Annotated in this window: 21 protein-coding genes; 8 read left to right on the top strand and 13 right to left on the bottom strand. The window is 68.7% G+C overall.

Going from position 1 to position 23219, the window contains the following annotated elements:
• Window positions 1-82: 82 nt before the first annotated feature.
• Complete coding sequence (locus ACW5DW_RS12410; protein ID WP_457019239.1) at window positions 83-1183, bottom strand: PA0069 family radical SAM protein; 1101 nt, start codon at window positions 1181-1183, stop codon at window positions 83-85.
• Window positions 1184-1246: 63 nt separating this feature from the next.
• Here ACW5DW_RS12410 and cls point away from each other — a divergent pair, with 63 nt between their 5' ends.
• The 3 genes from cls (at window position 1247) to ACW5DW_RS12395 (ending at window position 3834) form a co-directional block, all read left to right on the top strand.
• On the top strand, window positions 1247-2686 hold the full coding sequence (gene cls / locus ACW5DW_RS12405; protein ID WP_457019274.1) for a cardiolipin synthase: 1440 nt from the start codon (window positions 1247-1249) through the stop codon (window positions 2684-2686).
• An 88-nt stretch (window positions 2687-2774) separates the two neighbouring features.
• On the top strand, window positions 2775-3050 hold the full coding sequence (locus ACW5DW_RS12400) for a hypothetical protein (RefSeq protein WP_457019237.1): 276 nt from the start codon (window positions 2775-2777) through the stop codon (window positions 3048-3050).
• Window positions 3051-3078: 28 nt separating this feature from the next.
• A complete protein-coding gene (locus tag ACW5DW_RS12395) occupies window positions 3079-3834 on the top strand; it encodes a pyridoxine 5'-phosphate synthase (protein ID WP_457019236.1) in 756 nt (251 codons plus the stop codon).
• A gap of 99 nt (window positions 3835-3933) precedes the next feature.
• On the opposite strand, the gene ACW5DW_RS12390 is transcribed toward ACW5DW_RS12395, so the two are convergent.
• The 10 genes from ACW5DW_RS12390 to dnaA form a co-directional block, all read right to left on the bottom strand.
• A complete protein-coding gene (locus ACW5DW_RS12390) occupies window positions 3934-4350 on the bottom strand; it encodes an ExbD/TolR family protein (protein WP_457019234.1) in 417 nt (138 codons plus the stop codon).
• 15 nt (window positions 4351-4365) lie between these two features.
• Complete coding sequence (locus ACW5DW_RS12385) at window positions 4366-4797, bottom strand: ExbD/TolR family protein (RefSeq protein ID WP_457019232.1); 432 nt, start codon at window positions 4795-4797, stop codon at window positions 4366-4368.
• Window positions 4798-4820: 23 nt separating this feature from the next.
• Entirely contained in the window at window positions 4821-5561 is a 741-nt protein-coding gene (locus ACW5DW_RS12380) for a MotA/TolQ/ExbB proton channel family protein (RefSeq protein ID WP_457019230.1), read from the bottom strand.
• 72 nt (window positions 5562-5633) lie between these two features.
• Window positions 5634-6302, bottom strand: coding sequence for a TonB family protein (locus ACW5DW_RS12375; RefSeq protein WP_457019228.1), 669 nt, complete (start codon window positions 6300-6302; stop codon window positions 5634-5636).
• A gap of 138 nt (window positions 6303-6440) precedes the next feature.
• Complete coding sequence (locus ACW5DW_RS12370) at window positions 6441-7646, bottom strand: tetratricopeptide repeat protein (protein ID WP_457019227.1); 1206 nt, start codon at window positions 7644-7646, stop codon at window positions 6441-6443.
• Window positions 7647-7729: 83 nt separating this feature from the next.
• A complete protein-coding gene (locus ACW5DW_RS12365; protein ID WP_457019226.1) occupies window positions 7730-8521 on the bottom strand; it encodes a M48 family metallopeptidase in 792 nt (263 codons plus the stop codon).
• A gap of 158 nt (window positions 8522-8679) precedes the next feature.
• Window positions 8680-11127 carry a DNA topoisomerase (ATP-hydrolyzing) subunit B gene (gyrB, locus tag ACW5DW_RS12360; RefSeq protein WP_457019225.1) on the bottom strand — a complete coding sequence of 816 codons (2448 nt, stop codon included), beginning with the start codon at window positions 11125-11127 and terminating at the stop codon, window positions 8680-8682.
• 163 nt (window positions 11128-11290) lie between these two features.
• Window positions 11291-12385: a DNA replication/repair protein RecF gene (gene recF / locus ACW5DW_RS12355; protein ID WP_457019224.1), complete on the bottom strand. Its 1095-nt coding sequence runs from the start codon at window positions 12383-12385 to the stop codon at window positions 11291-11293.
• Window positions 12386-12500: 115 nt separating this feature from the next.
• The gene (gene dnaN / locus ACW5DW_RS12350; RefSeq protein ID WP_457019223.1) at window positions 12501-13601 is read right to left on the bottom strand and encodes a DNA polymerase III subunit beta; all 1101 of its coding nucleotides are present in this window, start codon (window positions 13599-13601) and stop codon (window positions 12501-12503) included.
• 491 nt (window positions 13602-14092) lie between these two features.
• On the bottom strand, window positions 14093-15427 hold the full coding sequence (gene dnaA / locus ACW5DW_RS12345; protein ID WP_457019221.1) for a chromosomal replication initiator protein DnaA: 1335 nt from the start codon (window positions 15425-15427) through the stop codon (window positions 14093-14095).
• Between the two features lie 217 nt (window positions 15428-15644).
• Here dnaA and rpmH point away from each other — a divergent pair, with 217 nt between their 5' ends.
• The 5 genes from rpmH (at window position 15645) to ACW5DW_RS12320 (ending at window position 20627) form a co-directional block, all read left to right on the top strand.
• On the top strand, window positions 15645-15785 hold the full coding sequence (rpmH, locus tag ACW5DW_RS12340; RefSeq protein ID WP_027070414.1) for a 50S ribosomal protein L34: 141 nt from the start codon (window positions 15645-15647) through the stop codon (window positions 15783-15785).
• A gap of 52 nt (window positions 15786-15837) precedes the next feature.
• Window positions 15838-16272, top strand: coding sequence for a ribonuclease P protein component (rnpA, locus tag ACW5DW_RS12335; RefSeq protein WP_457019220.1), 435 nt, complete (start codon window positions 15838-15840; stop codon window positions 16270-16272).
• A gap of 13 nt (window positions 16273-16285) precedes the next feature.
• Complete coding sequence (gene yidC, locus ACW5DW_RS12330) at window positions 16286-18001, top strand: membrane protein insertase YidC (protein ID WP_457019219.1); 1716 nt, start codon at window positions 16286-16288, stop codon at window positions 17999-18001.
• A 49-nt stretch (window positions 18002-18050) separates the two neighbouring features.
• The gene (mnmE, locus tag ACW5DW_RS12325; RefSeq protein WP_457019218.1) at window positions 18051-19397 is read left to right on the top strand and encodes a tRNA uridine-5-carboxymethylaminomethyl(34) synthesis GTPase MnmE; all 1347 of its coding nucleotides are present in this window, start codon (window positions 18051-18053) and stop codon (window positions 19395-19397) included.
• 189 nt (window positions 19398-19586) lie between these two features.
• Window positions 19587-20627 carry an energy transducer TonB gene (locus ACW5DW_RS12320; RefSeq protein WP_457019217.1) on the top strand — a complete coding sequence of 347 codons (1041 nt, stop codon included), beginning with the start codon at window positions 19587-19589 and terminating at the stop codon, window positions 20625-20627.
• Window positions 20628-21195: 568 nt separating this feature from the next.
• Here the strand turns inward: ACW5DW_RS12320 and ACW5DW_RS12315 are convergent.
• Entirely contained in the window at window positions 21196-22365 is a 1170-nt protein-coding gene (locus ACW5DW_RS12315) for an ABC transporter permease (RefSeq protein WP_457019216.1), read from the bottom strand.
• A complete protein-coding gene (locus tag ACW5DW_RS12310; protein ID WP_457019214.1) occupies window positions 22362-23120 on the bottom strand; it encodes an ABC transporter ATP-binding protein in 759 nt (252 codons plus the stop codon). Before ACW5DW_RS12310 ends, ACW5DW_RS12315 begins: the two co-directional genes overlap by 4 nt.
• Between the last annotated feature and the right edge of the window lie 99 nt (window positions 23121-23219).

The following is a 23219-nucleotide window of genomic DNA, read 5'->3' as shown; positions in this document are numbered from 1 at the left end:
CGGCATGGGCCGGCGGGCGACAGTCTACGTAACAATGGTGTGCAGGGTCGGTGCAGGACAGGTGAAACAGCAGCGTCCACGTTCAGAACAGCTGGCCCTGGTCGCCGGGTACCGTCGGCGCGCGGAACAGGCCGGTCTGCAGCGGCGGCATGCGCCCGTAGCCGAGTTCGCGCCGCGCGCGCCTGAAGCGTGCCTCGAGCAGATCCGCGAACGGCCCCTGGCCGCGCATCCGCGTGCCGAAGCCGCTGTCGTACTCGCGGCCGCCGCGCATCTGCCGCACCAGGCTCATCACGTGCGCGGCGCGATCGGGATGGTGCAGCTGCAGCCACTCGCGCCAGATCTCCTTGAGCTCGTGCGGCAGCCGCAGCAGCACGTAACCAGCCGACCGCGCGCCGGCCTCGCGCGCGGCTCCCAGGATCGCCTCGATCTCGTGGTCGTTGATCGCCGGGACCACCGGCGCGACCATCACCCCGACCGGCACGCCCGCTGCCGCCACCTCGCGCATTGCCCGCAGCCGGGCGTGCGGTGCCGACGCGCGCGGCTCCATCCGCGCCGAGAGCCGGTTGTCGAGCGTGGTCACCGAGAAGTGCACCGTCACCAGGCCCTGCTGCGCGAGCGGCGCAAGCAGGTCGAGGTCGCGCGTGACCAGCGCATTCTTGGTGAGCAGGCTGAACGGCTGGCGGAACTCGGCCATCACCTCGATCAGCGAGCGCGTGATGCGGTAGCGGCGTTCGATCGGCTGGTAGGCATCGGTGTTGATGCCCAACGCGATCGGCGCGCAGCGGTAGCCCTTGCGCGAGAGTTCGGCGCGCAGCCGCTGCGCGGCATTGGTCTTGGCGAACAGCCGCGTCTCGAAGTCCAGCCCCGGCGAGAGCTGCAGGTAGGCGTGCGACGGGCGCGCGAAGCAGTACACGCAGCCGTGCTCGCAGCCGCGATAGGGATTGACCGACTGGCTGAAGCCGACGTCCGGTGAATCGTTGCGGCTGATGATGCTGCGCGCGGTTTCCTCGTGGACGCGCGTGTCGGGATGCGGCGCCGGGTCGGTGTCGTCGCGCGCATGCAGGCAATCCCAGCCGTCGTCCTGCGCCTGGACGGTCGCGGTCTCGTAGCGGCCGGGCACGTACGAAGCCGCCCCGCGGCCCTTGATCGGCGCGCCGGGCCCGGCCTTCGCTTTCGTCGCCATCGACATCCAGCTAGCCTAGCGCCAGGGCGTCGCAGCCGCCGCGACGACGGATCCATCGTGCCGATTCTCGATCTCCTCCACCAGGGCTGGGTCGCGCTTGCCTCCATGCCCTACCTGCGCCTGTACCTGACCCTGGGCTGGGCGCTGTACCTGCTGCTGCTGGGCGGCTGGATCGTCCTGCAAAAGCGCGAACCGGTGGCGACGGTCAGCTGGCTGCTGGGCCTGGCGCTGTTGCCCTACGTGGGCTTCCTGATCTACCACGTGTTCGGTCCGCAGCGGATCGAACGCCAGCGCCTGCGCCGTGCGCGCGTGCGCGGTGAGCTGCCCGCGCAATCGCTGGCGGAGAACGAGGATGTCGCGGAGCTGGCGCGCATGGTGCGCGCGGCCACCGGCCTGCCGATGACCACCGCCAGCGGGCTTCAGCTGCTGATCGACGGCGCCGCCAAGTACGACGCACTGCTGGAGGACATCGCCCGCGCCCGCGACCATATCCACCTCGAGTACTACATCTGGCATCCCGACCACAGCGGCACCGCGCTGCGCGATGCGCTGGTGGAGCGCGCCCGCGCGGGCGTGCGCGTGCGGCTGCTGGTCGATGCGCTCGGCGCTGCGCGTTGCCATCGCCTCTTCGACAGCCTGGTCGAGGCCGGCGGCGAGCTTGCCTGGTTCCATCCGACCCGGTTCGGGCGCGTCTGGCAGCGGCCGTGGACCAACCTGCGCACCCATCGCAAGATCGTCGTGATCGACGGCCGCGTCGGCTACACCGGCGGCATGAACATCACCGACGACCAGAACGAGCGCGTCAACAAGGCCGCCTACCGCGACCTGCACCTGCGCGTGGAAGGCAACGTGGTGCGGGCGCTGCAGCTGGTGTTCGTCGAGGACTGGGCCTATGCCACCGGCGAGCGCGACTTCATCGGTGACGTGGTCCGGCAGACGCCGCGGCTGCCCGCCGGCGATACCTGCGCCCAGGTGATCATCTCGGGGCCGGATTCGCACTGGGAGGCGATCCACCGTGCCCACGTCGGCGCGATCCATGCGGCCAAGCGGCGGGTGTGGCTGGTCACGCCCTACTTCGTGCCGGGCGAGGCGGCGATGATGTCGCTCACCTCGGCCGCGCTGGCCGGCCTGGACGTGCGCCTGGTGGTGCCGCGGATGAGCGATTCGCGGCTGGTGACCTTCGCCGCGCGTTCGTACTTCGGCCCGCTGCTGGAGGCCGGGGTCAAGGTCTACGAGTACGGGCCGCGCATGCTGCACACCAAGGCGCTGCTGGTGGACGAGAGCACGGTCCTGGTCGGCAGTGCCAACTTCGACCATCGCAGCTTCCGCCTCAACTTCGAGGTCTCGGTGCTGCTCGAGGACGCGGAGATGGCCGCGGCACTGGCGCAGCTGATCGAGGGCGAGTTGGCCAGCGCGCCGCGTGTGCGCCAGGACCGCCCCCGCGGCCTGCTGACCGCGCGCCTGCCCGAGGCGCTGGCGCGGTTGCTGTCGCCGCTGCTGTAGCGACCAGCGGCTCCCGCAGCTGGCCGAACGGCAGGCGGCCGCGACGGTTGGCGTTAGACTTGCCCGACATCCGCAGCGGAGCCTGCCCATGCCCTGGTTGTTCCTGTTGCTCGCGATCGCCGCGCTGGCGATCGCCTTCATGACCTCGTCCGTGGCACTGGTGGGGATCTGCCTGCTGGCGGCACTGGTCCTGCTCTGCCTGTGGATCCTGGGCCTGCTCTCGCAGCGGATCGATACGCAGAGCCGCGACGACAGCCAGATGCTCGATCCGCGCGAGCTGCAGCGCCTGCGCGAGCTGGCCGAGGCGCGTCGCGCAGCGGCCGCCGCTCCGGTCGCTGCCGCGGACGAGCCACACGTGCTTTGAGCATGCTGTCGCGTGCCAGTGGCCGAGCATGAGCTGCCGGCTCAGCGTCAACCTCAACAAGATCGCCGTTCTGCGCAATTCGCGCGGTGGCGGCGATCCCGACATCCTGCAGGCAGCGCACACGTGCCTCGATGCCGGCGCGCACGGCATCACCGTGCATCCGCGACCGGACGCGCGGCATACGCGCCATGACGACGTGGTCGCGCTCTCCGCGCTGACCCGCGCGCGCGGCGTCGAGTTCAACCTGGAAGGCAATCCTTTCGCACCGCCGCGCGAGGGCTACGCCGGGTTCCTCGCCCTGTGCGAGCTGGTGCGCCCGGCGCAGGCGACCCTGGTCCCCGATGCCGACGCCCAGCTCACCTCCGACCACGGGTTCGACTTCGCTCGCGACGGCGCAGCCCTGCGGCCGCTCATCGTCCGGCTCAAGGCAGTGGGATGCCGGGTCAGCCTGTTCGCCGATGCAGGTTGCGACGCGGCCAGCGCGGCCGCCATCGGCGCCGACCGCATCGAGCTCTACACCGGGCCCTGGGCCGAGGCCTTCGCCGCGGGCCGCGGTGATGCGGCCCTGCCCGCCTTCGCCGACACCGCGCAGGTTGCCCGCCAGGCTGGGCTCGGGATCAATGCGGGTCACGACCTCAGCCAGGCCAACCTCGGCGCCTTTCTCACAGCCGTTCCGGGCGTGGAGGAAGTCTCGATCGGCCATGCCTTGATTGGCGAAGCGCTCTACGAAGGTCTCGCCGCCACCGTGTCACGCTACCTGGCGATCATCGACCACGCCGGTTGACGTCCCGGAGAGCAAAAAAAACGCCGCCCAATCGGGCGGCGCTGAAAGTTGTTGCGGTAAGCGGCCGGCGCGCTGCAGGCGACGCCGGACGGTCCAGCGTTACTTCTTTACAAATCCGATCTTCTGCATGTGCGCGTTCTTGGCCGAGGCGAGCACCTTGGCCAGCACGCCGTACTCCGCATCCCCGCTCATGTCGATTTCCAGCGTGGGCTGGTTGTTGACGTCGCGCTGGATCTCGGCATCCATCATGGCGCGCAGCGCCGACACGGGGGTCGGGCTGTCGTTCCAGTAGACGGTGCCGCCGGCATCGATCCGCAGCCGGATCGGCTCCGGTGGATCCTGCGGATTGGGCGGCGGGTTCAACGAACGCTGCGGCAGGTCGATGTCGATCGGATAGGACACCTGCGGGGCCGTGACCATGAAGATGATCAGCAGCACCAGCATGACGTCGCACAGCGGAATGATGTTGATGTCGGCCATCGGCGCGCCATCGCTACCACTTGATGAGAAGGCCATCGTGCGTTACTCCGATCAGTTCTTTTCGCGGGCCGAGACAAAGCCCACCTTGCGCATGCCCTTCTGCTGCGCAAGGGTGACCACCTCGTTGACAATCCGGTACGGCGTCGTGGCATCGCCACGCACGTTGACCGGCGGTTGAGGCGTTTTCTGCGCTTCCACTGCAAGCGTGCTGTCGAGCAGGTCCATCGTGACCGGCTGGTCATTGAGGTACAGCGTGCCGTTGGACGTGATCGCGACCGTCAACGGAGCCGCCAGCGGCGCCTGGTCCGGGCGTTGGTCGAGGTTTGCCTGCGGCAGCTCGACCTGGACCTTGTGCGCCATCAGCGGTGCCGTGACCATGAAGATGATCAGCAGCACCAGCATCACGTCGACCAACGGCACGATGTTGATCGTGGCGTTGACGCTGTTGTGGCCGCCGTCACCACCACCTGAGCTGAAGGCCATGTCGGATCTCCGTCAGTCAGTGATCAGCGCGATTCGCCGACGCGCGCGCCGGTGGCGAAGAAGTCGTGCAGGTCGTGGGCGAAGGTGTCGAGCTTGTTGTTCACGCCGCGGTTGAGGCGGACGAAGAAGTTGTAGCCCAGCACCGCCGGGATCGCGACCGCGAGACCGAGGGCCGTCATGATCAGCGCCTCGCCCACGGGGCCCGCGACCGCGCCGATGTCGGCCTGGCCGGTGGCACCGATGCGGATCAGCGCGTTGTAGATGCCCCACACCGTACCGAGCAGGCCGACGAAGGGTGCGGTTGCACCGACGGTGGCGAGCACGGTCAGGCCGGCTTCAAGGCCCAGGGATTCGCGGGTCACGGCCTGGCGCAGGGCGCGGTCCACGAACTCTGAGCGGCTGAGCGACTCGGCCAGGCGCGAAGCATCGTGGCGCTGATGGTGCGCGGCGGCCTGTGCAGCGTCGAGCGCGACCTTGGAGAACGGTTCGCTGCGCGGCTGCTCTTCCATGAAGCGAATCGCATCCTGCGCGTTGGAGGTTTCCCAGAATGTGGCGATGACGCGATCGGAACTCCTCCTCAGGCGGATGTGCTTGAAGAAGTTGTAGATGATCCAGTAGACCGACAGCACCGACATGATGATCAGCACGATGAACACGATCCAGTTGACCACTGTCATGTGTTGGATCAGGTTCGCGAAGCCCATCTGGGTCAGTGCTTCGGCGTTGCCTCCGGTCGATGGGGCGGCGGTGGTTTCCTGCAGCATGACGCTTACCTTTTGGATGTTGTTGAAGTGTTGGGAGTGGAGCGTTGTAACGCGTGAATCTGTATTGGTCGATCAGCCGCCGAGGTTGAAGTCCACCGGCACGCGGACGCGCCCTGCGGCCGGCCGGCCATTGACGACCGACGGGCTGAACTTCCAGCGACGCGCGGCCTGCATCGCCGCTCGGTCGAGGTCACGGTTGCGACTGGACTTCTCGACCGACACGTCGGTGACGTTGCCGTTGGCGTCGACGTCGATGACCAGGATGACCGTGCCCTCGATGCCGGCACGCAGCGCGGCGGCCGGGTACTGCGGCGGGTTCATGGCCTTGGATGAAATGTCGACGCTGGCACCGATGTCCGGCTGCGCCTGCGGCGGCGCGGGCGGTGCCGGCGGCGGCGCGGGCGTATCGACCGGCGAGGGATCGTCGAACACCACTGGCGGCTCCTCGGGCGGCGGCGGCAGCGGCGAGGGCTGCGGCGGCACCAGCTCCTTGATCGGCGTCGGCTTGGGGGCCTCGGGCGGCGGCGGCGGCGGCGGCGGCGGGGGCGGCGGCGGTTCGATGATCACCACGCGGGTGGCGGCGTCGTCCTGCTGCTCGGCCTGGGGCGGCGTCGCGGGTGCCAGCAGCAGCAGCAGCGCCCCGGCGTGGATCGCGACCACCAAGGTGAAACCGGCAATTCGCGCCCAATCCAGACCTTCGTCTTCGTCGTTCTTGTCGGTCTTCGGCAAGCGTTCGGTCATGCGTTGAACTCAAGTCTGGCCGGACGCAGCGCGTCCGGGTTCGTGTCGTATCCGTCACCGGCTTTTCGGTGACGGGAACGGCCAAGCTTATACCAATCAGTGGGCGCGATACCAACCGGTTTCCATCGTGACGAAGGATCAGTTGCTGCGCGAAAGAATGCGCTTGGCCTCGTCCGGATTCTTGATGCCCTTGTCAAGTGCCGACTGGGCTGCCTGCTTGGCTTCCGGCAGCCTTCCTTCGTTGGAAAGCAGCTTGGCCAGATTGAGCCAGGTCTCGCCGGTCGGCGCCAGCGGCGCGGCCTTCTGGTAGGCACCGATGGCCTCGGCCATCTGCTGCGGCTCGCCGAAATAGTACGCCTGGGCCAGCGCCACGTAGGTCTGGTGGTCGGGTTTGAGGATGTTCTTCGCCAGCCCCTCGTTGATGACCTCGATGGCCTTCGCCTGGCCATCGTCGAGGCTCAGATAGGACGCCATCAGGTTGCGGTACTCGCGCTCCTCGGTGAGCTCGCCCTTGGCGCGCAGTGCCTCGTACACGGCGGCTGCCTTGTCGTACTGGTCGGTCTGCAGGTAGGTCGCGGCGAGGTTGAGCTGGGAGCGCTTGTCGTCGGGGGTGCTTGCCGCGATCTGCTGGGCGAGCTTCGATGCCTCCGCGCCCTGGCCCGACTCGGCGTAGGCCGCCATCAGCAGTTGCTGCCATTCGGGCTTGGCTTCCGGCGAGTCGACCAGTGGCTTGAGCAGCGCGATGGCTTCCGGGTAGCGCTCCTGGCGCAGCAGGATGTTGCCCTTGAGGGCGAGCAGGGCCGGGTCCTGGCTGCGGGTTTCGGTCTCCAGTCGCTCCATGGTGGCGAGCGCCTCGTCGAACCGGTCTTCCTGCGCGTGCAGCTGGGCGATGATGCTCATCACCTCGTAGTGCTCTTCGTTCTTCAGGCCATCAAATTCCAGCGCGCGCTGCAGGTAGGCGAGCGACCGGGCGTCGTCCTGACCGATCAGCAGGGCGCCCGCGATCCGGGCGGCCAGTGACTTCTCATACGCGTTGGACTTCTCGTCGGCGATGATCTCGTCAGCCAGTGCAGGCGTCTGCTCGAGGTCCTGCGCCTCATAGGCGTCAGACAACTTGCCAAGGCGCGTGCCGGCCGAGCGCGACGAGGTCTTGGCATCCGGTTCCTTGCGCGTTGCCTCGGGGTAGCGCGGGACCTTCGCCTCCGCATCGGACTTGCCGCGCTGGGCGCGACGCTCTTCCGCGCGCGTACTGGAGCTCTGCGCCAGCGCGGCAGTCGTCGCCAGCATCAAGCCCGTGGCCATCATCGCGGTCAGCAGGCGGGTCGGTAGGTTCTTTTTGGGCATGGGTATCACCTGGTTTCATGCGCCAGGGGCGCAAGGGCTTGGAAGGAGGTCGGGAAAGGGTTCGGGCGGGAAGCCCGGAAGATTCAGCCGCAGCTGGGGCGACGGCCGGCAGCGCGTGCCTGTTCCCATGTCGGCAGCAGCTGGGTGGCGCGCGCCTGCAGTTCGGAGATTCGGCTCTGCGGATCCGGGTGGGTGGACAGCCATTGCGCCGGGCGGCTGCCACCGGCGGCAATCATGTTCTGCCACAGTGCGACGGCCGCGCGCGGGTCGAAGCCGGCCTGGGCCATCATCCGCTGGCCGACGACGTCGGCCTCGCTTTCCTGCGCGCGCGAGCCGGGCAGCAGGAAGCCGGTCTGGGCCAGCAGGCCGCCGCCCTGCGTCGCCAGCTGTCCGTAGTCGCCGGCAAGCGCGCCGAGCAGCTGGACCGCGCCGGATGCACCCATCTGGCGGGTGATGCGCTCGTCATGGTGGCGCTCGATTACGTGGCCGATCTCGTGCGCGACCACGGCGGCCAGCTGGTCCTGGTTCTTGGCCACGGTGAACAGGCCCGTGTTGATTCCCACCTTGCCGCCCGGAAGCGCGTAGGCGTTGGGCTCCTTCTCGGCGAAGAGCGCGCTTTCCCACGCGAAGGCGCGCTGGTCAGCGGGCAGCTGCCGCACCAGCGCATCGACCACGCAGCGCACGTAGGCGTTCTGGCGGGCATCGGTGCTGAGCGGACCCTTCTGCCTGGCCTCGGTGAAGGCCTGCGCGCCAAGCTGGTTGAGCTGGTCCTGCGACACGCCGCCCACGTACTGGGTGCGGCCCGTCGACGAGGTGGTGGTGGCACACGCCGCAAGCGATGCGACGATAACCAGTGCTGCAATGGTGTGCCTCATGTACGCGACCCCTGCTGTTCGCCGCGAGTGTGGCGGCGGGTGTCTTAAGGTTTCGTCAACCCCCTCGCTGGCGCGGTGGCCATCGGGCGGCTGTGCAGGGTCCGCTGCGTGTGACTCCAGAGGCCCGGTCTGGTTCGACCGGGCCGGGCGCGGCGCGCCTAGATGTCGAGGTTGGACGCCTTGAGCGCATTGTCCTCGATGAACGCGCGACGCGGTTCCACCACGTCGCCCATCAGGGTACTGAAGATCTGGTCGGCGGCGACCGCATCCTCGATCCGCACCTGCAGCAGGCGCCGCGTCTCGGGATTCACCGTGGTGTCCCAGAGCTGCTCGGGGTTCATTTCGCCCAGGCCCTTGAAGCGCTGGATCTGGCGGCCCTTCTTGGCTTCCTCGAGCAGCCAGGCCTGCGCCTGGGCGAAGCTGGCGATCGGCTGGGCGCGATTGCCGCGCAGGATCTGCGCGCCCTCGCGAATCAGGCCGTGCAGCAGCGCGGCGGCTTCCTTGAGCGCACGCAGTTCGCCACCCTCGAAGGCCGACAGCGGCAGCACCTGGATCGCCTCAACGCCCATGTGGCGGCGGTGTGAGATCAGCGCGGCCGGACGGTCTTCCAGCTCCGGCTGCCATTCCAGCGCGTAGCGCGGGCGGCCGAGCCCTTCCTGGTTGAGGCGTTTTTCCAGCACGTCGAGCTCATGGCGCTCGTCGGTGTTGGCGCTCAGCGCCGCGGGATCGAGCGGGGTGAAGTCGATCAGGGCCTCGAGCAGCAGCGGATCGTAGCGGTGCGTGTTGCGGGCGATCGCCTCGCGCGCGCCGGCGTAGGCCAGCAGCAGCTTCTCCAGCGCGGGCCCCTCGATCGCAGGCTCGCCGACGGCGGGCACCAGCGAGGCGCCCTCGACCGCGTTGCCGGCCAGGTAGGCATCGAGCGCCGCGTCGTCCTTCAGGTACAGCTCGGTCTTGCCTTGCTTGATCTTGTACAGCGGCGGCAGGCCGATGTAGATGTGGCCGCGCTCGAGCAGCTCGGGCATCTGCCGGTAGAAAAAGGTCAGCAGCAGGGTGCGGATGTGGGATCCGTCCACGTCCGCGTCGGTCATGATGATGATGCGGTGGTAGCGCAGCTTGTCGGGGTTGTACTCGTCCCGGCCGATGCCCGTGCCCAGCGCGGTGATCAGGGTGCCGACCTGGTCCGACGCCAGCATCCGATCGAAGCGCGCACGCTCGACGTTGAGGATCTTGCCGCGCAGCGGCAGCACCGCCTGGTTCTTGCGGTTGCGGCCCTGCTTGGCCGAGCCGCCGGCCGAGTCGCCCTCGACGATGAACAGCTCCGACAGGGCGGGATCCTTCTCCTGGCAGTCGGCCAGCTTGCCCGGCAGGCCGGCGATGTCCAGCGCGCCCTTGCGGCGGGTCAGGTCGCGGGCCTTGCGGGCGGCCTCTCGCGCGCGCGCGGCGTCGACGATCTTGCCGGCGATGGCCTTGGCTTCGTGGGGGTGTTCTTGCAGGAACTCCTCCAGACGTGACGCGAACGTGCTGTCAACCACCGGTCTCACGTCTGATGAGACAAGCTTTTCCTTGGTTTGCGAGGAAAAGCTTGGGTCCGGCACCTTCACCGACAGCACCGCGATCAGGCCCTCGCGCATGTCGTCGCCGGTGAAGCTGACCTTGGCCTGCTTGGCGATCCCGTTTTGCTCGATGTAGTTGGTGAGCGTGCGCGTGAGCGCCGAGCGGAAGCCGATCAGGTGGGTGCCGCCATCCTTCTGCGGGATGTTGTTGGTGTAGCAGAACATCGTTTCCTGGTAGGAGTCGGTCCACTGCAGCGCCACGTCGACGGTGATGCCGTTCTGCTCGCCGGTCACTGAAATCACGTTGGGGTGCAGCGGCGTCTTCAGCTGGGCCAGGTGCTCGACGAAGCTGGCGATGCCGCCCTCGTACTCGAACAGGTCGCGGCGACCCTCGCCACGCTCGTCGGCCAGGGTGATCTTGACCCCGGAATTGAGGAACGAGAGCTCACGCAGGCGGCGCGCCAGGATGTCGTAGTGGAACTCGGTGTCGGAGAAGATCTCCTTCGCCGGCCAGAAGCGCAGCGTGGTGCCGCGCCGCGGCGAGGCGTCCAGCTGCTTGAGCGGATAGACGGGCTCGCCGAGGCCGTATTCCTGCTGGTGGTGGTAGCCGTCGCGCCAAATGTCCAGCGTCAGTTTGGACGACAGCGCATTGACCACCGACACGCCCACGCCGTGCAGGCCGCCCGAAACCTTGTAGCTGTTGTCGTCGAACTTTCCGCCGGCGTGCAGCACGGTCATGATGACCTCGGCGGCCGAGCGGTTTTCTTCCTTGTGGATGTCGACCGGGATGCCGCGGCCGTTGTCGGACACCGACACCGAGCCGTCCTCGTGGAGCGTCACCACGACCTCGTCGGCGTGGCCGGCAAGGGCCTCGTCGATCGAGTTGTCCACCACCTCGAACACCATGTGGTGCAGGCCGGTGCCGTCGTGCACGTCGCCGATGTACATGCCGGGCCGCTTGCGCACGGCCTCCAGGCCGCGCAGCACGGTGATCCTGCTCGAATCGTAGGCCTGGACGGGGGCAGCCGCCGGGATCTGGGTTTCTTCGGTCATTCGCACACCACCGTAGTGACGCCGCGCGGGAGCTGGTCGGGCGCCACGACACTTAAGTTATTGGAACGGAAGCGCGAATTATACCGCGCCAGGCGCCATGGCTGGGCCGTGGGCCGCGGACGGACCGGTTGGGCTTCAGCTGCAATCGGCGGCACAGCGGGCTTCAGACGGCGGACACCACGCCATGTTCCACGTGGAACACTGTCAGGGGCCACGCACCCACCTCTGCCAGTACCGGGCCAGCCTCGGTCCCGGTTACGAACACCTGGGCGCCGCTGCCATGCAGGCGCTCCAGCAGCCGACGCTGATGCTCGCGGTCGAGCTCGGAGGCCAGGTCGTCCAGCAGGAACACCGGCCAGTGACCCCTGCACGCGGAGAAGTCCTCCGCCTGCGCCAGCAGGCAGGCCAGCGCGGTGAGCTTGGCCTGCCCGCGCGACAGGGTTTCAGCCGAAGGGCGGTTTGTGTGCACGACACGCCAGTCGGCACGATGCGGGCCCACCGAGGTGAAGCCGGCGGCCAGGTCCCTGTCGCGGGCAAGCAGCAGCGCGTCGGCCAGAGACAGCTGATCGCGGCGCCAGCCAGGCCGGTACTCGATGTGGCCCTCGCCCAGCTGCGGCGCCATGGCTGCGGAAAGGGCGCCGAAGCGGGGCTGCAGGCGCTCGACGTAGTCACGCCTCTGCTGGTCCAGCAGTTCGGCCGCTGCTGCAAGCTCCGCATCCCAGGCCTCGAGCTGGCCGGCGGCGATCCGCTGCTTGAGCAGGGCGTTGCGCTGCTTGAGCGCGCGGGTAAACCGGCGCCAGACCGGACGGAACTGCCCCTCACCCTGTTCCACGTGGAACAGGCCCCAATCCAGGTAGCGGCGCCGCGCCTCAGCCCCGGCCGTCACCAGCGCATGGCTGCCGGGCTCGAAACTGATGGCCGCAAGTGCTGCGCACAAATCGCCCAGCTGTTGAACCGGCTCACCGTCGAGCCGACCGGTCCACGCCTGCCCGCTGTGGCGCAGCCCCGCACGCCTGCGGACATCGACCGGCTCAGCCCATTCGGCGAAGACCTCGAGCGACTCGGATCCGGTCCGCACCAGTCCGTCGCGGACCCGCCCGCGAAAGCTCCGACCGTAGGCGAGCAGGTGGATGGCTTCGAGCACGCTGGTCTTGCCGGCGCCGTTGGCGCCAAGGATCAGGTTGAGCTGCGGCCCGGGCGCCAGGTCCAACGGCTCCAGGTTGCGGACGCCGGTGGCGGTCAGTCGGGTCAGGCGCATGCGCCAACCCCGGCACGAGCGCAGGCGGGCTGCGCGCATTCCGGCTCCGCCAAACGACTTCGCCCGGCCGAAGCCGGGCGAAGCGCAGGTTCCACGTGGAACACAGCAACCGGCATCAGAGGCGCAGCGGCATCACCACGTGACGGCAGCGCTCGCTGGAGGCCTCACGCACCAGCGCGGACGAGTTGGCGTCGCGAAGCTGCAGCACCACCTGCTCGTCGCGCAGTGCGGACAGCGCATCGAGCAGGTAATTGACGTTGAAGCCCACCGCCAGGCCGTCGACCTTGGTCTCGGCCTCGACCTCTTCCTGCGCCTCTTCCTGCTCGGGATTGTGCGCGTTGATCCGCACCAGGCCCGGCGACATCTCCAGCCGCACGCCGCGGTACTTCTCGTTCGACAGGATCGCCGCACGCTGCAGCGAGGCGCGCAGGGCTTCGCGATCGACCAGGACCTCGCGGTCCGCGCCGATCGGGATCACCGCCTCGTAGTCCGGGAATCGCCCGTCAATCAGCTTGCTGGTGAAGGTCACGTCGTCGCGTTTGATGCGGATGTGGTTGCGCCCCATTTCCAGCACCACCGTGCGATCGCCGCCCTCCAGCAGCCGCTGCAGCTCCTGCACGCCCTTGCGCGGCACGATGATCTGGCGCTTGGTCGCGACGGCTTCTTCCAGCGCGGCTTCGCACAGCGCCAGGCGATGCCCGTCGGTCGCCACGCAGCGCAGGCGCGTGTCGGCCAGGTCAAACAGCAGGCCGTTGAGGTAGTAGCGCACGTCCTGCTGCGCCATCGCGAAGGCGGTGCGTTCGATCAGTTCCTTGAGCGCGGCTTCGGGCACGCTGACGCGTTCGGTGGCCTCGACCTCGTCCACCGACGGGAAATCATTGGCCGGCAGGGTGGACAGCGTGAAGCGGCTGCGCCCTGCCTGCACGGTGATCTTGTCGCCGTTCTGCGAGACCGTGACCTTGCTGCCGTCAGGCAGGGCGCGAACGATGTCGAACAGCTTGCGGGCGGGGATGGTCGTCTCCCCGTCCTGCGCGTCGTCGACCGTCACCCGGGAGATCATCTCGACCTCCAGGTCGGTACCGGTCAGCGACAGCTGGCCGCCCGCGACCTGGGTCAGCAGGTTGGCCAGGACGGGCAGGGTCTGGCGTCGTTCAACGACGTTGACCACTTGCGCCAGCGGCTTCAGGAGGGCTTCGCGTTGCAGGCTGAAACGCATGCGTTGGGTTCCTGTAACAAGGCTTTTAAAACAGTAAGAACTTCAAAAGCGGTGGTGCTTGGGGGGCCTGCACAGCGGGCATAACGACGCTAACCCGTTGTTTTTCATGATTTTTCTAGCGGTTTTCTGGTGTGGACAAGGTGCACTGCCTGGCGGGGGCAAGCTGTGGATGGATTCCAGCCTCGAAACTTGTCCACAGCTTGTGCCAGTGCTGTCCACGGGCACCACAACATCTAGTGTAGCGAAGGTTTCAGGGCGCGGGGCGGCGGCTTTCCGGCAGCGTGCGCCGACGCAGACGCCCGGCCACCGCGACGCGGCGGGGGAGGGTCGCAGACTGGCAGACAAGCGCCGTGGAACGTCTCGCAAGCCCCGCAGGGACGGTTGCAGTCCGGCAGCTGCGGGATCTCTCCCTGCGGTCGAGATGACAACGCCAGGTTGTGCTGGAGATGCCGACCCTGGCTGCGTCGAGGTCACCGCGGCCCGGCCTGTGGTTACTCGCTCAGCTTGCGGATCAGCTTGTCCCAATCCTCGCGCAGCTTGCCGTCGGTCTCCATCAGGTTGCGGATCTGGCGGCAGGCGTGGAGGACGGTGGTGTGGTCGCGGCCGGCGAAGGCGTCGCCGATCTCGGGCAGGCTGTGTTCGGTGAGTTCCTTGGCCAGCGCCATCGCCATCTGCCGCGGACGCGCCAGCGAGCGGGTGCGGCGCTTGGACAGCAGGTCCTTCATCTGCAGGCCGTAGTAGTCGGCCACGACCTTCTGGATGTTGGGGATGCCGATCGACTGCTGCTGTGAGCGCAGCAGGTCGCGCAGGGTTTCCTGGGCGAACTCCACGGTGATGGTGCGACCGGTGAAGTTGGCGCGCGCGGCCAGCGAATTGAGCGCGCCCTCAAGGTCGCGCACGTTGCCGTGCATCTTCTTGGCCAGCAGGAAGGCAACCTCGTCGGGCACCATGGTGCCGCGCTCGCGTGATTTGGCCAGCACGATCGCCGCGCGCGTCTCGAAGTCCGGCGGGTCGATCGCCACCGACAGGCCCCAGGCCAGGCGCGACTTCAGCCGCGGCTCCAGGCCGTCCACCTCACGCGGGTAGCGGTCGCAGGTCATGATGATCTGCTGGCGGCTGTCGAACAGCGTATTGAAGGTGTGGAAGAACTCTTCCTGGGTGCGGTCCTTGCCGGCGAAGAACTGGATGTCGTCGATCAGCAGCGCATCGATCTGGCGGAACTGGCGCTTGAACTGGTCCGAGGTCCGTTCCTGGATCGAGCGGAAGAATGCGCTGTAGAACTCCTCCGAGCGCAGGTACAGCACGCGCGCGGCCGGGTTGGCCTGGCGCATCGCGTTGCCGGCGGCGAACATCAGGTGGGTCTTGCCCAGCCCCGTGCCGCCATAGAGCAGCAGCGGGTTGTGCGAGCGGTCGCCGGGCTTGAGCGCGGCCTGCCAGGCGGCGGCCCGGCCCATCTGGTTGCTGCGTCCCTCGACGAAATTGTCGAAGGTGTAGTGGCTGTCCAGGTGACCGGCGAAGGACACCATCGGCGCAGGCGTGGCCGCGGCGGGCGCGCCGTGCGCCGTGCTGGCGGCAGGGGCGACCGTGGCGCGCGGCAGCGACCCGATCTCCAGCTGCACGTCGCCGCTGCCGGCGAAGTGCGCCAGCAGCTCGCGGATGCGCTGCAGGTAGCGGCTTTCCACCTCGTCGCGCACGAATGCGTTGGGCGCATACAGCACGGTCCGGCTGTCCTGGCGGCGCGCCTGCAGCGGCTTGAGCCAGGTGTGCACGTCCTCGGCCGGCAGTTCGGCTTCCAGACGTTCGAGGCAGCGGGGCCAGGCATCCATAGAGCGTTCGCGCAACAGTCTTGAGGGGAAAAGGAGGGCGCCCGGCGCGCGGCTGCGGCCGGTCGGGAGGGGCACAAAGGGGGAGGGCAGACTACCACCCGCACCAGACCCGCGCATCCGCCCGCACCGGTCCGAAAAGTGCGCCCGCTTGACCGTGCCCGGGGGGCGTCGCTAGAATTGCCGGTTCTTTCCGCCCGCTGCATTGTCAGTAAACGCCATGGCCACCAAGCGCACCTACCAGCCCAGCAACCTCAAGCGCAAGCGCGACCACGGCTTCCGTGCCCGCATGGCGACCGCCGACGGCCGCAAGATCCTTGCCCGCCGCCGCGCCAAGGGCCGCAAGCGCCTGTCGGCCTGAGCCGCGGCAAGCTGCTGCCTCCGGCCGCCACACCGGCCGGGACCCCTGATCCATGACCGACGCCGGCTTCCCGCGAGATGCGCGGGTGCGCGCGAGCGCGGATTTCGACCGCATCTTCAAGGGCGGGCGCCGCGTGGCGCTGCCCATGCTTGCCCTGCACTGGCTGGCCGACGGGCAACCATCGCGGCTGGGGCTGGCGGTATCACGCAAGGTTGACCGCCGTGCGGTGGGCCGCAACCGCATCAAACGCATCCTGCGCGACCAGTTCCGGCACGAGCGCGGCACGCTGCCCGCCGGCGCCTACGTACTGGTTGCGCGTCCGCCTGCCGCCGCAGCCTCGCCTGAAGCACTGCGCGAAGCCATGATGTCGCTGCTGCGTCGTGCCGGTGCGTTGCCGCACCCGGCGCCGGACGGCACAATGCCCGCTGCCGATTCCCGCACGGCATCCCCGCCTCCTCCCACCGCGCCGTGTCCTTCCGGCGAATGAGCCTGCCTGTCCGATGAACCAGACCCGCACCTTCCTGATCGTTGCCTGGCTGATGGTGGCGGTGCTGCTGTGGATGGAATGGAACAAGGAAAAGGCCGCGCCACCGCCGCAGGACACCTTGCAGACGTTGCCTGCCGGCGCCGGCGCGGTGCCGGTGTCGCCGCCGACCGGCGCAGCCGGAGCGGCCGGCGTGCCCGACGCGCCCACCGTGCCGCAGGCCCCGGGCGTGATCCCGGAAAGCCGCGCCACGCCGGCGCAGGCCAGCGCGGTCCAGGTCGAGACCGACGTGCTGCGGCTGGTGATCGATGGCGGCAGCGTGCTGCGCGCCGAGCTGCTCGACTATCCACAGACCCGCGACGAGGCCAGCCCGCCGGTGGTGTTGTTCGAGAGCGCCCCGCAGCACTTCTACGCCGCGCAGAGCGGCTGGGCCAGCAGCGGCCCGGCGCCCAACCACGAGCAGGGCTTCGTGCCGGCCGGCAGCGAACGCAGCTTCGTCCTCGCCCCGGGCCAGGATCAGCTGGTGGTGCCCTTTGTCTGGCGCGGACCCGATGGCGTCGAGATCCGCCGCAGCTACGTGCTCACGCGCGGCCAGTACGCGATCGGTGTGCGCGACGAGATCATCAACCAGGGCAGCCAGCCCTGGCAGGGCTATCCCTACCGGCAGCTGCTGCGCGGCTCGCCCAACGTCAAGCGCGGCATGACCAACCCAGAGTCGTTCAGCCTGACCGGCGCGACCTGGTACGGCGACGAAGGCGGCTACACGCGCCGCTGGTTCAAGGATTACGAAGACGGCGCGATCAACGCGACCGACAGCAACACCTGGACCGCGTTCGTGCAGCACCATTTCTTCGGTGCATGGTTGCCGGGCGACACCGCCGGCGCGAAGAAGGCGATCACTCTCGACACCGACACCAGCAGCGGCGCGCCGCGCTACCTGATCCGCGAGATGGCCAGCGCGCCGGTCGTGGTCGCGCCCGGGCAGCAGGTGGTCGACAGCGCGCGGCTGTGGGTCGGCCCCAAGCTCGTCGGCCAGATCAAGGCGCAGCAGGTGCCGGGCCTGGACCGCGTGGTCGACTACAGCCGCTTCTCGCTGATGGCCTGGCTGGGCGAAGGCCTGTTCTGGGTGCTGGCCAAGCTGCACGGCCTGATCGGCAACTGGGGCTGGGCGATCGTCGGCCTGGTGATGCTGGTGAAGATCCTGCTGTTCCCGCTGGCGACCGCGCAGTACAAGTCGATGGCGAAGATGCGCAGGTTCCAGCCGCGCATCGCGCAGCTCAAGGAACGCTACGGCGACGACAAGCAGAAGTTCCAGGTCGCGATGATGGAGCTGTACAAGAAGGAGAAGATCAATCCGGTCGGTGGCTGCCTGCCGGTAGTGCTGCAGATGCCGATCTTCTTCGCCCTGTACTGGGTGCTGCTGGAGTCGGTGGAACTGCGCCACGCGCCGTGGATCGGCTGGATCCAGGACCTGACCGCGCGTGACCCCTGGTTCATCCTGCCGGTGATCAACATCGCGGTGATGTGGGCCACGCAGAAGCTCTCGCCGATGACCGGCATGGATCCGATGCAGCAGCGCATGATGCAGATGATGCCGCTGGTGTTCGGCGTGATGATGGTCTTCTTCCCGGCCGGCCTGGTGCTGTATTGGGTCACCAACGGCGGCCTGGGCCTGCTGCAGCAGTGGTACATGTTGCGCAAGTACGGCGAGCCGGCACCGGCCAAGGCCTGATCGGCCACTGCGAAGCCCGCCAGCCGGCGGGCTTCCTCGTTCCGCACCCATGAACGCCCGCCGCGCCGAGACCAGCGACACGATCGCCGCCATCGCCACGCCCTCGGGCGCCGGCGGCGTCGGCATCGTGCGCCTGTCCGGGCCGGAGGCGGCGGCGATCGCGCGCCAGCTGTGCGGACGCGTGCTGCAGCCGCGGCACGCGCACCACGTGCGCTTCCGCGACGCCGAGGGCGGCGTGATCGATGACGGCATCGCGCTGGCCTTCGTCGCCCCGGCCAGCTTCACCGGCGAGGACGTGGTGGAGCTGCAGGCCCACGGCAGCGCGCCGGTGCTGCGTCAGCTGCTGGCGCGCTGCTGCGCCCTGGGCGCGCGGATGGCGCGGCCGGGCGAGTTCAGCGAACGTGCCTACCTCAACGGACGCCTGGACCTGGCCCAGGCCGAAGCGGTCGCCGACCTGATCGCGGCCGGCGACGAGCGCGCCGCCCGCGCCGCCCGGCGCGCGCTGGAAGGCGAGTTCTCGATGCGCGTGGACGCGCTGGCCGAGCGCCTGATGGCGCTGCGCGTGCACGTGGAGGCGGCGATCGACTTTGCCGACGAACCCATCGAAACCCTGGGCGGCAACGCACTGAACAAGGGCCTGGCCGAGGCGCGCGCGCAGCTCGACACGCTGCTGGTCGCCGCCGAGCGCGGCCGCAAGCTGCGCGACGGCCTGCACGCGGTGATCGTCGGCCCGCCCAACGCCGGCAAGAGTTCACTGCTCAATGCGCTCTCGGGCAGCGAGCGTGCGATCGTCACCGAGATCGCCGGCACCACCCGCGACCTGCTGCACGAAACCCTGCGCATCGACGGCTTTGAACTCAACCTGGTCGATACCGCGGGCCTGCGCGAGGACGGCGATGCGATCGAGCGCGAGGGCATGCGTCGTGCGCGCGCCGAGTTGCGACGCGCCGACCTTGCGCTGGTGGTGCTGGATGCGCGTGACCCCGACGCCGGCCTGCGCGCGGTGGCTGCCGACATCATCGGCGTGCCGCAGCGCCTCGTCGTGTACAACAAGTCCGACCTGGCGGATCCCGCGGCGTCGCTGCCGGAAGGCGCGATCGCCGTCTCTGCGCGTACCGGCGCGGGCCTGGACCTGCTGCATGCGGGCCTGCGCCAGGCGGCCGAGGGCAATGCGCCGGCCGAGGGTGCCTTCACCGCGCGCGCGCGCCACGTCGACGCGCTGCGTCGCGCCGGTCAGGCGCTGGGCGACGCGACTGCGGTGCTGGCCCACGACCACCTCGACCTTGCTGCCGAAGCCCTGCGCCTGGCCCAGGATGCGCTGGGCGAAATCACCGGGCGCACCCTGCCCGACGCCCTGCTTGGCCGGATCTTTTCGACGTTCTGCATCGGCAAGTAGCGTCGCCGTCGCGGGTCAGGTGGACCGTAGGCCAGGCCAGCGCGCCATGTGCGCGTTTTCGCAAACGCCGTCACAGTTTTGCCGGCCCGCAGGCACGCAGACTCGAAGCCGACCACGGCGTCAGTTGACAAACGCGACGCGCTGTCGCGTCCTAGGCGCCACGTGATCTGTTCCACACAGGGGAAACCGATGTTCATCAACACCACCGCGGGCGGCCGGAGGGGGCCGCGTCGACTGCTGGCCGGCGCCGCACTTGCACTGAGCCTGGCCACGCTGCTCGCGTCATGCAAACAGGAACCCGCCGACGCGCCGGCTGCCACGCCAGCAGCGGGGCCGGATGCGCCGGCCGCGCAGCAGGCACCCGCCGAGGCCGTGTCGGCCGAAGTGGCCGCGCTCAGCGCCGACCAGCTGCGCGAGGCCGCATCCAAGGCCTACCAGGAGAGCCGGCTGTACGCCCCGGGCGGTGACAACGCGATGGAGTACTACCTCGCGCTGCGCGACAAGGATCCGGCCAATGCCGGGGTGTCCAGCGCGCTGGTCGACCTGCTGCCGATGACCGTGATCGCGACCGAGCAGAGCCGCGACCGCGGCGACTTCGACGAGGCCCGTCGCCTGCTGGCCCTGATCGAAAAGACCGACTCGTCCTACCCGGCGGTCGATCGCCTGAAGAACACCATCGCCAGCGCCGAGACCGAGGCCGGGCGTCGTGCCCAGCAGGAGCAGCTCACCGCCGAGCAGGAAGGCGAGCGGCGCCAGCAGCTCGAGCGCGACCGCCTGGAGCAGCAGCGCCTGGCCCAGGAGCAGGCCGCACGCGAACTCGCCACGCAGCAGGCCCAGGCCAGCCAGGACGCACAGCGCCAGGAAACGGCGCGCCAGGAAGCCGCCCGCCAGGAGACCGCGCGCGAGGAAGCGGCTCGCCAGGAAGCCGCGCGCCAGGCCGCCAACCGGCCAGCCAACCGTCCGGCGGCCAGCGCCAGCGACCTGCGCGCGATCAGCACGCCGGCGCCGCGCTATCCGCCCGATGCGCTGCGCGCCGGTACCGGTGGCGAAGTGCAGGTCGAGTTCACCGTGGGCCTGGACGGTTCGGTCGGCGAAGTGCGCGTGGTCCGCGCCGACCCGCCGCGCACCTTCGACCGCGAGGCGATCAACGCGGTCCGGCGCTGGCGCTTCGAGCCGGTCCCGGCACCGGTCACCACCCGCCGCACGATCAGCTTCAGCCCGTCGCAGTAATCGCGGCATCGCGGCAACAAGAAAAGCCCGGCACTCGCCGGGCTTTTTCTTGGCTCTTCTCCCAATTGAGGGAGAAGGCGGACAGGTTGCTGGAAGTCTCGGGCCGGCTTCGAATGGACGCCATGCCCTGTCGACCGGGGATCGCTTTTCGCTCGGTCAGGGCCGCTACGCGGTCCGGCCCGGCACAGCATGCCGGGCGCTCGCGTGGATGCGCGGCATGCCGCGCAAGCCATCCACGCTCTCCCTGCCCTGACTCGCGCGCAAAACATCCATGTTTTGCTTTCCGCGATCCCCGGTCGCCAGGGCACGGCTCACTGCGACTGGCGCTGCGATGCCTCGATGGCCAGCTTTCTTCAAAGCCACGCCAGTGACTGGGCGATGGTCGTTGCGGGGCGGGGGGTTGCGGAAAGCAGCGCATGGATGCGCTGCGGCGGCGAGTCAGCCATGAATGGCTGACCGAGCCGGGGAGCAACCCCCGGCCCGGGACGACTCCAACCGCAGGCCTGATCCATTCGCTTGCAGTCCGGCCGACTCCCTCGAATGGGAAAGAACCTCTTGGCTCCGCGGCTCAGGCCGAGATCGCCAGCCTCTCCTGGTGGTACAGGCGCGCCGCGAGCAGCCACAGCACCAGGCCCAGGCCGAAGCCGGCGCCCATGTACACCGCCCATTCCTGCGCGCTGATCGCTTCGCTGCGCACCAGCTTGAGGATCATCTGGTTCTGCGCCAGGAACGGCACCGCGAACTGCCACAGCTGGTTCTTGATCGGGTTCACCATCAGCACGATGGTCGGGATGATCGGCAGGAACATCAGCACGCTCATGTAGCTCTGCGCCTCCTTCACCGACTTGACGCTGGCCGCGATCAGGGTCAGCAGGGTGGTGCCGATCAGCACCATCGGCAGCAGCACGAGCAGCAGCTGGGCCATCACCGGCAGCGAGACATCGACCAGCTGCATCGGCCCGGGCGCCAGCTGGAACGCGAACTTCAGCGACAGCACGATCAGCAGCAGCGAGAGCATGCCGAACAGGCAGGCGGCGAGGATCTTGCCGCTCATGATCGCCGCGCGCGCCGCCGGCGTCGCCAACAGGGGCTCCAGCGACTGGCGCTCGCGCTCGCCCGCGGTGACGTCGATCACCAGTGCCGCGCCGCCCAGGAAGCTCAGCAGGATCAGCAGGTAGGGCAGGAAGGCGAGCAGCATGCCGCGCCGCGCCTCTGGCGTGGCCACGTCGCGCTGCCCGACCTGCAGCGCGAAGCCCGCCTCGGGACTGACGCCGCGGTTGATCCCGCGCAGCACGCCGACGGTGCGGCTGTACTCGAGCAGCACGCCGCGCAGGCGGTTGACCGGGATCTGCGAGTCCTGGCGCGAGCTGTCATAGATCAGCTCGATCTTCGCGCTGCGGCTGCCGCGCCACTGTTCGCCGAATTCCGGATCGATCTTCAGCACCACGTCCCAGTCCTGGTCGCGCACTTCCCGATCCGGATCCTGCGGCGCCGGCTTGGCCTCGATGTTGCGGCCCTTGAGGAAGGCGACCAGGTTGGGCGCGTGCTCGGCGCCGATCACCGGCAGCTCCAGCGTGGATTCCAGCTGGGTGCGCATCTTCTTCTCGGCCAGCGCGCCCATGCCCAGGATCAGCGCCGGGATCACGATCGGCCCGAGGAACAGGCCGAGCATCATCGTCTTGCGGTCGCGGAACAGGTCCAGCAGTTCCTTCTTCGCGACAGTCCAGATCGCCTTCATGCCTGCTCTCCCATCGCAGCTTCTGCTTCCAGGCCGGCGAGCCGCACGAACACGTCCTCCAGGTCGGCCAGGCCGGTCTGTTCACGCAATTCGTCCGGCGTTCCGATCGCGCGCACCTCGCCGTGCGCGATCACCACGATGCGATCGCACAGCGCGGCGACCTCCTGCATGATGTGGCTGGAGAAGATCACGCAGCGGCCCTCGTCGCGCAGCCCGCGCAGGAAGCCACGCAGTCCGCGCGTGGTCATCACGTCCAGGCCGTTGGTGGGCTCGTCGAGGATCACGTTGCGCGGGTCGTGCACCAGCGCGCGCGCGATCGCGGTCTTGGTGCGCTGGCCCTGGCTGAAGCCCTCGGTGCGCCGGTCGAGGAAATCCTCCATCACCAGCGTCTTGGCCATGGCCGCGGTGCGGTCGCGGATCGTGGTCTCGTCCAGCCCGTGCAGGCGGCCGAAGTAGGCGATGTTCTCGCGCGCGCTCAGGCGCTTGTATACGCCGCGCGCGTCGGGCAGCACGCCCAGGCGCTGGCGCACGGCGGTCGGATCCTTCGCCACGTCGATGCCGTCGACTTCGATGCGGCCCTGGTCGGGCGTCATCAGCGTGTACAGCATGCGCAGCGTGGTGGTCTTGCCGGCGCCGTTGGGACCGAGCAGGCCGGTGATCTCGCCGTCGCGTGCCTCGAAGCCCACGCCCTTCACCGCGTGCACGGTGCCGGTCTTGCTCTTGAAGGATTTGTGCAGGTTGTCGATGCGGATCATGGGATGTCCGTGATGCGTGGAGTGTTGAACGCTGGTTCGATCAGGCGGATCCGGATGGCGGCGGATGCCGTCCATCGCGGATCAACAACGACGCGCCCT

Source organism: Luteimonas sp. A482, assembly GCF_054072655.1.
Note: the sequence above shows the minus strand (reverse complement) of the source record. Positions and strands in the feature narration are given on the sequence as shown.